The organism is Pseudomonas sp. MYb327, assembly GCF_040438925.1.
Lineage (GTDB): Bacteria > Pseudomonadota > Gammaproteobacteria > Pseudomonadales > Pseudomonadaceae > Aquipseudomonas.
Map to the genome: position 1 here is coordinate 2,264,239 of NZ_CP159258.1, position 13,082 is coordinate 2,277,320.

Annotated in this window: 12 protein-coding genes; 11 read left to right on the forward strand and 1 reads right to left on the reverse strand. The window is 58.7% G+C overall.

The genetic code is table 11. The annotated features are described in order from the left end of the window. The first annotated feature begins 258 nt into the window (after window positions 1-258). The 3 genes from hydA (at window position 259) to preA (ending at window position 4,508) form a co-directional block, all read left to right on the forward strand. Window positions 259-1,698 carry a dihydropyrimidinase gene (gene hydA, locus ABVN21_RS10105; RefSeq protein WP_339553815.1) on the forward strand — a complete coding sequence of 480 codons (1,440 nt, stop codon included), beginning with the start codon at window positions 259-261 and terminating at the stop codon, window positions 1,696-1,698. Window positions 1,699-1,865: 167 nt separating this feature from the next. Then, window positions 1,866-3,233, forward strand: coding sequence for an NAD(P)-dependent oxidoreductase (locus ABVN21_RS10110; protein ID WP_339553816.1), 1,368 nt, complete (start codon window positions 1,866-1,868; stop codon window positions 3,231-3,233). Beyond that, window positions 3,234-4,508: an NAD-dependent dihydropyrimidine dehydrogenase subunit PreA gene (preA, locus tag ABVN21_RS10115; RefSeq protein ID WP_339553817.1), complete on the forward strand. Its 1,275-nt coding sequence runs from the start codon at window positions 3,234-3,236 to the stop codon at window positions 4,506-4,508. Between the two features lie 114 nt (window positions 4,509-4,622). Here preA and ABVN21_RS10120 read toward each other — a convergent pair whose 3' ends face one another. Next, complete coding sequence (locus ABVN21_RS10120; protein WP_034148858.1) at window positions 4,623-5,243, reverse strand: TetR/AcrR family transcriptional regulator; 621 nt, start codon at window positions 5,241-5,243, stop codon at window positions 4,623-4,625. Window positions 5,244-5,382: 139 nt separating this feature from the next. On the opposite strand from ABVN21_RS10120, the gene copC reads away from it, so the two are divergent. The 8 genes from copC to ABVN21_RS10160 all read left to right on the forward strand — a co-directional run bounded on the left by copC (window position 5,383) and on the right by ABVN21_RS10160 (window position 13,067). Next, window positions 5,383-5,748 (forward strand): copper homeostasis periplasmic binding protein CopC, encoded by a 366-nt coding sequence (copC, locus tag ABVN21_RS10125; RefSeq protein WP_339553818.1) that lies wholly within the window; start codon window positions 5,383-5,385, stop codon window positions 5,746-5,748. Window positions 5,749-5,751: 3 nt separating this feature from the next. Continuing rightward, the gene (gene copD / locus ABVN21_RS10130; RefSeq protein ID WP_339553819.1) at window positions 5,752-6,609 is read left to right on the forward strand and encodes a copper homeostasis membrane protein CopD; all 858 of its coding nucleotides are present in this window, start codon (window positions 5,752-5,754) and stop codon (window positions 6,607-6,609) included. 152 nt (window positions 6,610-6,761) lie between these two features. After that, window positions 6,762-8,060 (forward strand): OprD family porin, encoded by a 1,299-nt coding sequence (locus ABVN21_RS10135; protein ID WP_339553820.1) that lies wholly within the window; start codon window positions 6,762-6,764, stop codon window positions 8,058-8,060. Between the two features lie 287 nt (window positions 8,061-8,347). Continuing rightward, the gene (locus ABVN21_RS10140) at window positions 8,348-9,172 is read left to right on the forward strand and encodes an NAD(P)-dependent oxidoreductase (protein WP_339553821.1); all 825 of its coding nucleotides are present in this window, start codon (window positions 8,348-8,350) and stop codon (window positions 9,170-9,172) included. A gap of 54 nt (window positions 9,173-9,226) precedes the next feature. Next, on the forward strand, window positions 9,227-10,120 hold the full coding sequence (locus tag ABVN21_RS10145; protein ID WP_339553822.1) for an SMP-30/gluconolactonase/LRE family protein: 894 nt from the start codon (window positions 9,227-9,229) through the stop codon (window positions 10,118-10,120). A gap of 76 nt (window positions 10,121-10,196) precedes the next feature. After that, the gene (locus tag ABVN21_RS10150) at window positions 10,197-11,180 is read left to right on the forward strand and encodes a TRAP transporter substrate-binding protein (RefSeq protein ID WP_339553823.1); all 984 of its coding nucleotides are present in this window, start codon (window positions 10,197-10,199) and stop codon (window positions 11,178-11,180) included. 78 nt (window positions 11,181-11,258) lie between these two features. Next, on the forward strand, window positions 11,259-11,786 hold the full coding sequence (locus tag ABVN21_RS10155) for a TRAP transporter small permease (RefSeq protein WP_339553824.1): 528 nt from the start codon (window positions 11,259-11,261) through the stop codon (window positions 11,784-11,786). Next, window positions 11,787-13,067: a TRAP transporter large permease gene (locus ABVN21_RS10160; protein ID WP_034148866.1), complete on the forward strand. Its 1,281-nt coding sequence runs from the start codon at window positions 11,787-11,789 to the stop codon at window positions 13,065-13,067. It abuts the gene before it with no gap. Window positions 13,068-13,082 lie beyond the last annotated feature (15 nt).

Consider the following 13,082-nt stretch of genomic DNA (forward strand, 5'->3'; position numbering starts at 1 on the left):
ATCTTGACCATATTTAGATCCTGTCAAGTGCGTCAAAATGGGGAGAGGGCTCACCATTTTGGTGAATTTTCTATTAAGTTGATATATATCAATAGGTTAATACAGGAATAAGCTTATATAAATTATTCTTGCTCATTCGCATAACTCATACTAGCTTTTATTCCTGACAGCGCTGCCAGGAATAAACCTGTTGCTCTGGCTTTATATAAAAACACCTAGAACCGGCATCAGTCGGTCATGCCTGCGAGGAACCCGGAAATGTCTCTGTTGATCCGTGGCGCTACCGTTATTACCCATGATGAAAGTTATCGCGCCGATGTGTACTGCGCAGACGGCGTGATCAAAGCCATCGGCGAAAACCTCGACGTTCCCGCCAGTGCCGAAATACTCGACGGCAGCGGCCAATACCTGATGCCCGGCGGCATCGATCCGCACACCCACATGCAACTGCCCTTCATGGGCACTGTGGCCAGTGAAGATTTTTTCAGTGGCACGGCGGCAGGTCTTGCCGGTGGCACTACATCCATCATCGACTTCGTGATTCCCAATCCGCAGCAGTCCTTGATGGAAGCGTTCCATCAATGGCGCGGCTGGGCCGAGAAGTCGGCTTCCGATTATGGCTTCCACGTCGCGATCACTTGGTGGAGCGAGCAGGTACGCGAAGAAATGGCCGAGCTGGTCATCCATCACGGGGTCAACAGCTTTAAGCATTTCATGGCTTACAAGAACGCAATCATGGCCGCTGATGACACGCTGGTGGCGAGTTTCGAGCGCTGCCTGGAACTTGGCGCGGTACCGACCGTGCATGCGGAAAACGGCGAATTGGTGTTTCACCTGCAACGCAAACTCATGGCTCAGGGCATGACCGGGCCGGAAGCACATCCGCTGTCGCGCCCGTCACAGGTGGAAGGCGAAGCGGCGAGCCGAGCGATCCGCATCGCCGAAACCCTGGGTACGCCGCTGTACCTGGTTCACGTCTCGACCAAGGAAGCCCTCGACGAAATCACCTATGCCCGGGCGAAGGGTCAGCCGGTCTATGGCGAAGTGTTGGCCGGGCATTTGTTGCTGGACGACAGCGTCTATCGAAATCCCGACTGGCAGACCGCCGCCGGTTACGTGATGAGCCCACCGTTCCGCCCTACCGGCCACCAGGAAGCGCTCTGGCATGGCCTGCAATCAGGCAACCTGCACACCACCGCCACCGATCACTGCTGTTTCTGCGCCGAGCAAAAAGCCGCGGGCAAGGATGATTTCAGCAAGATCCCGAATGGCACGGCGGGCATTGAAGATCGCATGGCCGTGCTCTGGGATGAGGGCGTCAATACCGGGCGTTTTTCGATGCAGCAGTTCGTCGCCCTCACCTCTACCAACACCGCGAAGATTTTCAACCTCTACCCGCGTAAAGGCGCAATCCGTGTGGGTGCCGATGCCGACCTGGTGTTGTGGGACCCGCAAGGTACGCGGACGATTTCGGCGAAGACTCATCACCAGCAGGTCGACTTCAACATCTTTGAAGGCAAGACAGTACGCGGCGTGCCCAGCCACACCATCAGCCAGGGCCGTGTGGTTTGGGCCGATGGCGATTTGCGGGCCGAGCGCGGTGCTGGGCGGTATATCGAACGGCCGGCTTATCCGGCGGTGTTTGATTTGCTGAGCAAGCGGGCTGAGCAGCATAAGCCGGTTGCCGTGAAACGCTGAAAGAGGCCTTCGGCCTATCGCTGCGATGCGGCGACCCGACAAGCCAGCTCCTTCAGTTGAAATGCATTCCCCTGTAGGAGCTGGCTTGCCAGCGATGAGGACCACACAGACACCGCAATAACAATGCCCACCAGAGGCAGCACCTCCATCACCGTGAGGCCAATACCGTGATCAAGACCCTGACTCATCTCCCGCATCCCTACGAGAATGCGGCCGCCCTCGCCGGCCATTTCACAGACCTGGCGCCACCGCTGAATGATCGCCAGGCCCACCTGGAGGCATCGCGCTGCCTGTATTGCTACGACGCACCGTGCGTGAATGCTTGCCCGAGCGAAATCGATATTCCGTCGTTCATCCGCAACATCCACCAGGACAACGTGCAAGGCGCGGCGCAGAAAATCCTTTCGGCGAACATCCTCGGCGGCAGCTGCGCCCGAGTCTGTCCGACGGAAATCCTCTGCCAACAGGCCTGTGTGCGCAACAACGCTCATGAGTGCGCACCGGTGTTGATCGGCCTGCTGCAACGCTATGCGGTAGACAACGCGCATTTCAACCAGCACCCCTTCACCCGCGCCGCCGCTACCGGCAAACGTATCGCCGTGGTTGGTGCCGGTCCCGCCGGGTTGTCATGTGCACACCGCAGTGCCATGCATGGACATGACGTGGTGATTTTCGAGGCGCGGGAAAAGGCCGGTGGTCTGAATGAATACGGGATCGCCAAATACAAACTGGTGGACGATTACGCGCAGAAAGAATTGGAGTTCTTACTGGGCATCGGCGGGATCGAAATACGCCACGGACAAAAACTCGGCGACAACCTGACGCTCAGCGAACTGCACCAACAATTCGATGCGGTGTTTCTTGGCCTGGGTCTGTCGGCGAGCAAACAATTGGGCTTGGCCGATGAAGAGGCGCCCGGTCTATTGGCCGCCACCGACTACATCCGCGAACTGCGTCAGGCGGATGACTTGAGCCAATTGCCTTTGGCCAATCACTGCATCGTGCTCGGCGCCGGTAATACGGCGATTGACATGGCCGTGCAAATGGCGAGGTTGGGCGCCCGCGACGTCAATCTGGTGTACCGCCGTGGAGTGGAAGACATGGGCGCGACCCATCACGAGCAAGACATCGCCAAAGCCAATCAAGTACGCCTGTTGACCTGGTCACAACCGGAAGAAGTATTACTCGACGATCATGGTCAGGTACGCGGGATGCGTTTCGCGCGTACGCATATGGTGGAAGGTCGCCTGCAAACCACCGGCGAAACCTTCGAACTGGCCGCCGATGCAATCTTCAAAGCCATCGGCCAAAGCCTAGATGCCAGCTGCCTCGCCGATCCATTGGCCCGAGAACTCAAGCGACAGGGCGATCGCATACAGGTGGACGATCAGTTGCGCACCAGCATCCCCGGTATTTATGCCGGCGGCGACTGCACCAGCCTTGATCAGGACCTCACCGTGCAGGCCGTGCAACATGGCAAAAAAGCCGCCGAGGCTATTCACAGCCATCTGATGCTTAATGTGGAGGCAGCGTAAATGGCCGATCTCTCGATTGTCTTCGCCGGCATCAAAAGCCCCAACCCGTTCTGGCTGGCCTCCGCGCCGCCGACCGACAAGGCCTACAACGTGGTCCGCGCCTTCGAGGCCGGCTGGGGTGGTGTGGTCTGGAAAACCCTCGGGGAAGACCCGGCGGCGGTCAACGTGTCGTCACGCTACTCGGCGCACTTCGGGGCTAACCGGGAAGTGCTGGGTTTTAACAACATCGAACTGATTACTGACCGTTCGCTGGAGATCAACCTGCGGGAAATCACCCAGGTTAAAAAGGATTGGCCGGACCGTGCGTTGATCGTTTCCTTGATGGTGCCCTGCGTCGAAGAATCATGGAAATACATCCTGCCGTTGGTGGAAGCCACCGGCGCCGATGGCATCGAGCTGAATTTCGGCTGCCCCCACGGCATGCCGGAACGCGGCATGGGCGCGGCGGTCGGCCAGGTGCCGGAGTACGTCGAGCAAGTCACCCGCTGGTGCAAGACCTATTGCTCGCTACCGGTGATCGTCAAGCTCACGCCGAACATCACCGACATCCGCGTCGCTGCCCGCGCAGCGCACCGTGGCGGCGCGGATGCGGTGTCGCTGATCAACACAATCAACTCGATCACCAGCGTCAACCTGGAGCGCATGGTCGCCAACCCCGTGGTCGGCGCCCAGAGCACCCACGGCGGCTACTGCGGTTCGGCGGTAAAGCCAATCGCCTTGAACATGGTCGCTGAAATCGCTCGCGACCCGCAGACCCAAGGGTTGCCGATCAGCGGAATCGGTGGCATCGGCACCTGGCGTGATGCGGCGGAGTTCATGGCGCTGGGCAGCGGCTCGGTGCAGGTGTGCACGGCGGCGATGCTGCATGGCTTCCGGATTGTCGAGGAAATGAAGGACGGGTTATCGCGCTGGATGGACAGTCAGGGTTACACCAGCATTTCCGAATTTTCGGGGCGCGCGGTGGGCAATACCACGGACTGGAAGTACCTGGACATCAACTATCAGGTGATTGCGAAGATTGATCAAGATGCGTGCATTGGTTGCGGTCGCTGCCACATTGCTTGCGAAGACACCTCGCACCAGGCGGTGGCCAGCCTCAAGCAAGCGGACGGCACGCACAAGTATCAAGTCATCGATGATGAATGCGTGGGCTGCAACCTGTGTCAGATCACCTGCCCGGTGCAGGATTGTATCGAGATGGTGCCGATGGAGAACGGCAAGCCGTTTCTGGACTGGAATCATGATCCGAGAAATCCGTATCACGTCAGTCCTTGAGTTCCGCGGCGTCTGAATTGACGCCATTGCTGGCAAGCCAGCTCCTACAGGTTTATCGCTATTCCTGTAGGAGCTGGCTTGCCAGCGATGGGTCCCGAACAAACAGCAAAAATCTCAGGGCTCCAACCCAATCCCCCGCAAAATCACACTCGTCACCGTCTGCACCGCCCGTTCGAACTGCATGTCCGACAGTGGTTGGTGGTCATTGAGAATGTTCACCTGATGGTCGAAGTCGGCGTAATGCTGGGTCGAGGCCCAGATCATATAGAGCAGGCTCGAAGGCTCCACCGGCAAGATGCGTTTGTCGTCCACCCACTGACGGATTTTCGCTTCCTTCATCTTCGCCCAGTCGTACAGGCTGGCGTCTAGTTTTTCGCCCAGGGTCGGTGCGCCGTGGATGATTTCGTTAGCCCAGACTTTCGAGCCATAAGGACGGCTGCGGGAATGATTCATCTTGGCTCGGATGTAGCTGCTTAGCACCACCCGAGGGTCGTCGAACATCTCGAAGCACAGCGCGTCCTGCTTCCACACTTCCAGCAAATCGAACAGCACGGCGCTGTACAACTCGGTCTTGGTGCTGAAGTAGTAATGCAGGTTGGAACGCGGCAATTGCACTTCGGCGGCGATGTCGGCCATGGCGGTGCTGCCGAAGCCTTTTTCGGCGAAGACCTTCTCGGCCCCCAGCAGAATTTTCTCGACGTTACTGCGACGAATCTCGATCTTGTGATTGCCCATGAGGGCTCCCTGACGACAACCTTGGACAAGACTAGCATCCGCTCTAGCTCGCGGCGACAGGGGAAAAGCAAACTTCGTACAACCGCTGTCTGGCAGCTAAACTCAGGCGCACTTCGACCTGCCGCTGAGGGATACATCGATGCACATCAAACACACCCTGACTACCGCCGCCTTGCTTGGCGCACTCTTCTGCGCCTCGTCCGTGTTTGCTCACGCCCATCTGCAAAGTCAGACGCCAGCCGCCGACAGCACCGTCAGCGCCCCGGCGGAACTGAGCCTGACGTTTTCCGAAGGGGTCGAGGCCGACTTCTGCAAAGTCACGATCAGCAAGGACGGCGCCGACATTCTGGTGAAAAGTCTGGTCACCCAAAGCGATGATAAAAAGACCCTGGTCGTCACCCCGGCGGTGCCGTTGACGGCAGGTAGCTACAAAGTCGAATGGCACGCCGTGTCGGTCGACACCCACAAAAGCGAAGGCGCCTACGGCTTCAAGGTTGGCCAGTAATTCATGACGAGCGCGATGGTGCTGTGCCGGTTCTTGCATTTTACCGTGGTGCTGTTGTTGTTCGGGGCGTGGGTGTTCCGCCTGCTGCTCTTGGGGCGTGAAGCGGTGCTGGATCAATCCTTGGCGCGCATCGGTCGTTGGCTGGCGGTACTTGCGCTGGTCAGCGGCATTGGGTGGCTGCTGCTGGTCACTGCCAGCATGTCCGGGTCGGGGGATGCGGCGTTCGAGCCATCGACCTTGAGCCTGGTGTTAGGACGAACTTTTTTTGGTCGGCTCTGGAGCTGGCACCTGCTGTTCAATGGGTTGTTGGTGGCGATGCTACTAACACCGCTGCGCTCCAACCTGCCCTTTCGCATCCTCCTCAGTGGTCTGCTCCTGGCGACGTTGGCCCCCGTCGGCCACGGCGCCATGCTCGATGGCATCGAAGGTCACTTGTTGATCCTCAATCAACTGGTTCATCTGGCGTGCGTCGGCGCCTGGCTGGGTGGGTTGATGCTGTTGCTGATGATCCTGCGGCGGCCTGCCAGGCATTCGATCAAGGCGCTTTTGCAACGATTCAGCGGTGTCGGTTATGCCTTGGTGGCGGGCTTGCTGGTCAGCGGATTGATTAACGTCCGGGCGCTCACCGGTGCGTTCTGGCCCACGCCGTTATTGTCGGGTTTTGCGTTGGTACTGCTGATAAAAGTGGCACTGGTTGCCGCTATGTTGGGATTGGCGCTGTTCAATCGTCTGCGGATCAACGACTGTGAGCAGCGCCTGACGGTGTTGCGTAGAAGCGTAATGCTGGAATGGCTGTTGGGGCTCGGCGCGGTGGCCGCTGTCTCTTTACTTGGCACCCTCCCGCCGATGATTTCGAACTGACAATCAGGCTCACTTCTACAGGGTGATCAGCGTCGCTGGCAGTCATCCTATAACTTCTGATTGACAACCCCGAAACACCTCGCAAATAATCGCCTCCAATGTTGTACGACGACGTATGACAAAAAATAACAAAAAGAGAATGGAGCGTCACAGTGAGCAAGCTCGTCCGCAATTCCTCCGCCCGATTCCAGCATTCATCCTTCGCCCGCCGCAGCACCATGAGCCTCATCGGTTGCAGCAGCCTGTTGCTCGCCCTGCCAGCGACCAGCCAGGCCGAAGGTTTTACCGATGACGCCAAGGCCACGCTGAACCTGCGCAACGCCTACTTCAATCGCAACTACACCAACCCGGCCTACCCTCAAGGCAAGGCTGAAGAGTGGACGCAGAACTTCATCCTCGATTCCAAGTCAGGCTTCACTCAGGGCCCGGTCGGCTTCGGTGTGGATGTCCTGGGGCTGCTTTCGGTCAAGCTCGATGGTGGCAAAGGCACCGGGGGCACACAATTGCTGCCGATCCATGGTGATGGCCGTCCTGCCGACAGCTTCGGTCGCCTGGGCGTCGCGCTGAAAGGCAAGATCTCGAAAACCGAGCTGAAGGTCGGTGAGTGGATGCCGGTGCTGCCAATCCTGCGCTCCGACGATGGCCGTTCGCTGCCACAAACCTTCCAGGGTGGTCAGGTTACCTCCACCGAAATCAGCGGCTTGACGCTGTACGGTGGTCAGTTCCGCAAGAACAGCCCGCGTAACGATGCGAGCATGGAAGACATGTTCATGAACGGTAAATCCGCGGCCTTCGCCTCGGACCGTTTCAACTTCGGCGGCGGTGAATACGCCTTCAACGAAAAACGCACTCAGATCGGCGTGTGGTATGCCGAGCTTAGCGACATCTATCAGCAACAATATTTCAACCTGAGCCACAGCCAGCCAATTGGCGACTGGACCCTCGGCGCCAACCTCGGCTACTTCATCGGCAAGGAAGACGGCAGCGCACTGGCCGGCGACCTCGACAACAAAACCGCCTTCGCCCTGCTTTCGGCCAAATACGGCGGCAACACTTTCTATGTCGGCCTGCAGAAACTCAGCGGCGACGACGTGTGGATGCGGGTCAACGGTACCAGCGGCGGCACCCTGGCCAACGACAGTTACAACTCCAGTTATGACAATGCCAAGGAAAAATCCTGGCAGGTGCGCCATGACTACAACTTCGTCGCACTCGGCGTTCCTGGCCTGACCCTGATGAACCGCTACATCAGCGGTGACAACGTGCATACCGGCACCATCACCGACGGCAAGGAATGGGGCCGCGAATCGGAACTGGCCTACACCGTGCAAAGTGGTCCGCTGAAGAGCCTCAACGTCAAATGGCGTAACGCGAGCATCCGCAAGAACTTCAGCACCAACGAGTTCGATGAAAACCGGATTTTCATCAGCTATCCGATTTCGCTGTTGTAACGGTTTTTTGCAGGCACATGAACATGTGGCGAGGGAGCTTGCTCCCGCCGGGTCGCGTAGCGGCCCCCTGCAAATTTCCACAAGCCACGAGGCCTCTACATCGACGACTACCGCGCAGCCGAGCGGGAGCAATCCCCCTCGCCACGTGTCACAGGCGTGCCGCATGACCCTCCGTCAATTTCCACCAAAGTCGCGTTGACAAGACCCGGAAACCCTTACGATACTTCGAGTCAGTCGTACGACAACCTACAACGAATTCAAAACAATAACCGATGTCCAGGATTCCCATGACGAACACTGCTACCGCCCGCACTCCTTTTAATCGCCTGCTGCTGACCGGCGCCGCCGGTGGCCTCGGTAAAGTCTTGCGCGAAAGCCTGCGCCCTTACGCCAATGTCATTCGCCTTTCAGACATCGCCGACATCGCGCCGGCCATTGATGACCGCGAAGAAATCGTGCCTTGCGACCTCGCCGACAAGCAAGCCGTGCATCAACTGGTCGAAGGCGTGGACGCAATCCTGCATTTCGGCGGTGTGTCGGTAGAGCGCCCGTTCGAAGAAATCCTGGGCGCCAACATCTGCGGCGTATTCCACATCTATGAAGCGGCGCGCCGTCATGGCGTAAAGCGCGTGATTTTCGCCAGCTCCAACCACGTCATCGGCTTCTACAAGCAGGACGAAGTCATCGACGCCCACTCCCCTCGCCGCCCGGACAGCTACTACGGCTTGTCCAAGTCCTACGGCGAAGACATGGCCTCCTTCTACTTCGATCGCTACGGCATCGAGACCGTCAGCATCCGCATTGGCTCTTCGTTCCCGGAACCGCAAAACCGCCGGATGATGAGCACCTGGCTGAGCTTCGGCGACCTGACACAATTGATCGAATGCGCGTTGTACGCCGCGAATGTCGGCCACACCGTGGTCTACGGCGCTTCCGACAACAAGAATGTTTGGTGGGACAACCGCTACGCCACGGCCCTGGGCTACGCACCACAGGACACTTCCGAAGTGTTCCGTGAAAAAGTCGAAGCCCAGCCGATGCCTGCAGCCGATGACCCGGCGATGGTTTACCAGGGTGGTGCGTTCGTTGCATCCGGCCCGTTCGGTGACTGAATCAGCCTCTTTCACTTGAGCCCAAACAACAAAAAACCAAGGGAATGAGTTGCCATGCAAGCGGAACTGATTGTCGATGCCCGCAATGCGGTCGGTGAAAGCCCGGTCTGGGTCCCCGAGGAAAACGCCCTGTACTGGGTGGATATTCCTGCCGGAGGCCTGCAACGCTGGGACGCAGAAACCGGTCATGTGAATGCCTGGAAAACCCCGGAAATGCTCGCATGCATCGTCCGTCATCCTGATGGCGGCTGGGTCGCCGGCATGGAGAGCGGGTTCTTTCGCTTGCGTGCGCATAACGACGGCAGCCTCGATAGCGATCTGCTGGCCTCTGTTGAACACGTCCGCCCGGACATGCGGCTGAACGATGGCCGCTGCGACCGTCAAGGGCGGTTCTGGGCCAGCAGCATGGTGCTCAACATGGGCGCCAATGCCGCCAACGGCACGCTCTATCGCTACAGCGCCGGGCAACGCGGGCCGCTTGCGGCACAAATGGGCAGGCTCCTCGTGCCTAATGGCCTGGCTTTCAGCCCGGACGGAGGCACGATGTACCTGTCCGACTCTCACCCTTTAAGTCAGCAAATCTGGGCCTTCGACTACGACATCGACAGCGGCACGCCGTCCAACCGTCGGGTGTTCGTCGACATGAATCAGTTCTGCGGCCGCCCCGATGGCGCGGCGGTCGATGCCGAAGGCTGCTACTGGATCTGTGCCAACGACGCCGGACTGATCCATCGCTTTACGCCCGACGGTCGGCTCGACCGCTCCCTCACCGTACCGGTGAAAAAACCCACCATGTGCGCCTTCGGTGGCAGTCGACTGGACACGCTGTTCGTGACCTCGATTCGCCCCGGTGACGACCATGACGAACAGTCGCTGGCCGGCGGCGTTTTCGCCCTCGACCCAGGCGTCAAAGGTTTACCCGAACCTGTTTTCAACGCTTCGCTGTAACCGCATCTGTCGTACTTGCTTTTGCTGCACCGCTGCGCCTTTGAATACAACAATAACAAGACTGGAGACTCACCCCATGGACTTCAAACGCACCTTGCTCGCCGCTGCACTCCCGCTCACCTGCACTCTCGCCCTCACCCTCAGCAGTGCCGCACACGCGCTGGAAATCAAATTCGCCGACATCCATCCCGCCGGCTATCCGACCGTAGTCGCCGAGGAACAACTGGGTAAAACCCTGGTGGCCGACAGCGACGGCAAACTCACCTTCAAGATGTTCGCCGGCGGTGTGCTCGGCTCGGAAAAAGAAGTCGTCGAGCAGGCCCAGGTCGGCGCGGTCCAGATGGCCCGGGTCAGCCTCGGCATCGTCGGGCCGGTGGTGCCAGACGTGAACGTGTTCAACATGCCGTTCGTGTTCCGTGACCAGGCGCACATGCGCAAAGTCATCGACGGCGAGATCGGCGACGAAATCCTCGGCAAAATCACCAACTCCGAATTCGGCCTGGTGGCCCTGGCCTGGATGGATGGCGGCACGCGCAACATCTACACCAAGAAACCGGTGCGCAGCCTCGCGGACCTCAAAGGCATGAAGATCCGCGTGCAAGGCAACCCGATGTTCATTGAAACCATCAATGCCATGGGCGGTAACGGCATCGCGATGGACACCGGCGAAATCTTCAGTGCGCTGCAGACTGGCGTAATCGACGGCGCCGAAAACAATCCACCGACCCTGCTCGAACACAACCACTACCAGAACGCCAAGTTCTACAGCCTGACCGGGCACCTGATCCTGCCTGAACCCATTGTGATGTCGAAGATCACCTGGGAAAAACTCACCCCCGAGCAACAGGCGCTGGTGAAGAAAACCGCCAAAGCCGCACAGGCACAGGAACGCACCCTGTGGGACGCGAAATCGGCCAGCAGTGAAGAAAAACTCAAGGCTGCCGGCGTCGAGTTCATCACCGTCGACAAAAAACCTTTCTATGAGGCGACCGCCTCGATCCGCGAAAAATACGGCGCACCTTACGTCGACCTGATCAAGCGTATCGAAGCCGTTCAGTAAACCTCCCTGCATTCAAGAAAGGCCCGGCGCCACTGACGTTGGAAGACGTCCGTGCGCGCCCGGTTACGGTGGAACCCGATGAAGAATCTGCTGCTACGTTTCAATGACAAGCTCTACATGACCTGTATCTGGGTCGCCGGGCTCTCCGTACTGGCCATTGCGCTGATCATTCCCTGGGGCGTGTTTGCCCGTTATGTGCTTGGCACCGGCTCCAGCTGGCCCGAGCCCACTGCCATCCTGTTGATGATGGTCTTCACCTTCATCGGCGCGGCTGCCAGCTATCGTTCCGGCTCGCACATGGCGGTGGCGATGCTCACTGATCGCATGCAGCCCAACATGCGCAAGGCCATGAGCGTGTTTGCGCAATTGCTGATGGCGACCATCAGCCTGTTCATGGCGATCTGGGGCACCAAGCTTTGCCTGTCGACCTGGAACCAGTTCATGAGCGCCCTGCCGACCCTGCGCGTCGGTATCACCTACATGCCGATTCCGGTGGGCGGCGTGCTGACGCTGATTTTTGTCCTGGAAAAACTCTTGCTCGGTGACCAGAGCAACCGTCGGGTCGTGCGTTTCGACCTCGTTGAAGAAAATGAAGGGGCTGCCTGAATGGACGCTTTTATTCTGCTGGGCAGCTTTATCGCGTTGATCCTGATCGGCATGCCAGTCGCCTACGCGCTGGGGCTTTCCGCGCTGATCGGTGCGTTCTGGATCGACATTCCGTTCCAGGCGCTGATGATTCAGGTGGCCGGGGGCGTGAACAAATTCTCCTTGCTGGCGATTCCGTTCTTCGTACTGGCCGGCGCAATCATGGCCGAAGGCGGCATGTCCCGCCGCCTGGTAGCGTTCGCCGGTGTGCTGGTCGGGTTCGTGCGTGGCGGCCTGTCGTTGGTCAACATCATGGCTTCGACATTCTTCGGTGCAATCTCCGGCTCTTCGGTGGCCGATACCGCTTCGGTCGGTTCGGTACTGATTCCTGAAATGGAACGTCGCGGCTATCCACGGGACTTCGCCACCGCGGTGACTGTCAGTGGCTCGGTCCAAGCCCTACTGACTCCACCGAGCCACAACTCGGTGCTCTATTCACTGGCCGCTGGCGGCACGGTGTCGATTGCTTCGCTGTTCATGGCCGGCGTTGTCCCGGGCTTGCTGATGAGCGCGTGCCTGATGGTGCTGTGCCTGATCTTCGCCAAGAAGCGTGACTATCCCAAAGGCGAAGTCATTCCGATGCGCGAAGCGCTGAAGATCTGCGGCGAAGCGCTGTGGGGCCTGATGGCGATGGTCATCATTCTCGGCGGCATACTCTCGGGCATTTTCACTGCGACCGAATCGGCGGCCATCGCCGTGCTGTGGTCGTTCTTCGTGACCATGTTCATCTACCGCGACTACAAATGGAGCGAACTGCCGAAATTGATGCACCGCACGGTGCGGACGATTTCGATCGTGATGATCCTGATCGGCTTCGCCGCCAGCTTCGGCTACATCATGACGCTGATGCAGATCCCGGCAAAAATCACCACGATGTTCCTGACCCTGTCGGACAACCGTTACGTGATTCTGATGTGCATCAACGTCATGCTGCTGTTGCTTGGCACCGTGATGGACATGGCGCCGCTGATCCTGATCCTCACGCCAATCCTGATGCCGGTCATTCTCGGCATTGGCGTGGACCCGGTACAGTTCGGCATGATCATGCTGGTTAACCTGGGGATTGGTTTGATAACACCGCCAGTGGGTGCGGTACTTTTCGTGGGGTCGGCCGTGGGTAAAGTCAGTATCGAATCAACCGTGAAAGCCCTGCTGCCGTTCTACGGCGTGCTGTTCCTGGTGCTGATGGCCGTGACCTACATTCCCGCTCTGTCGCTGTGGCTGCCGCATTTGGTGTTGTAACGCAGACCATCAACT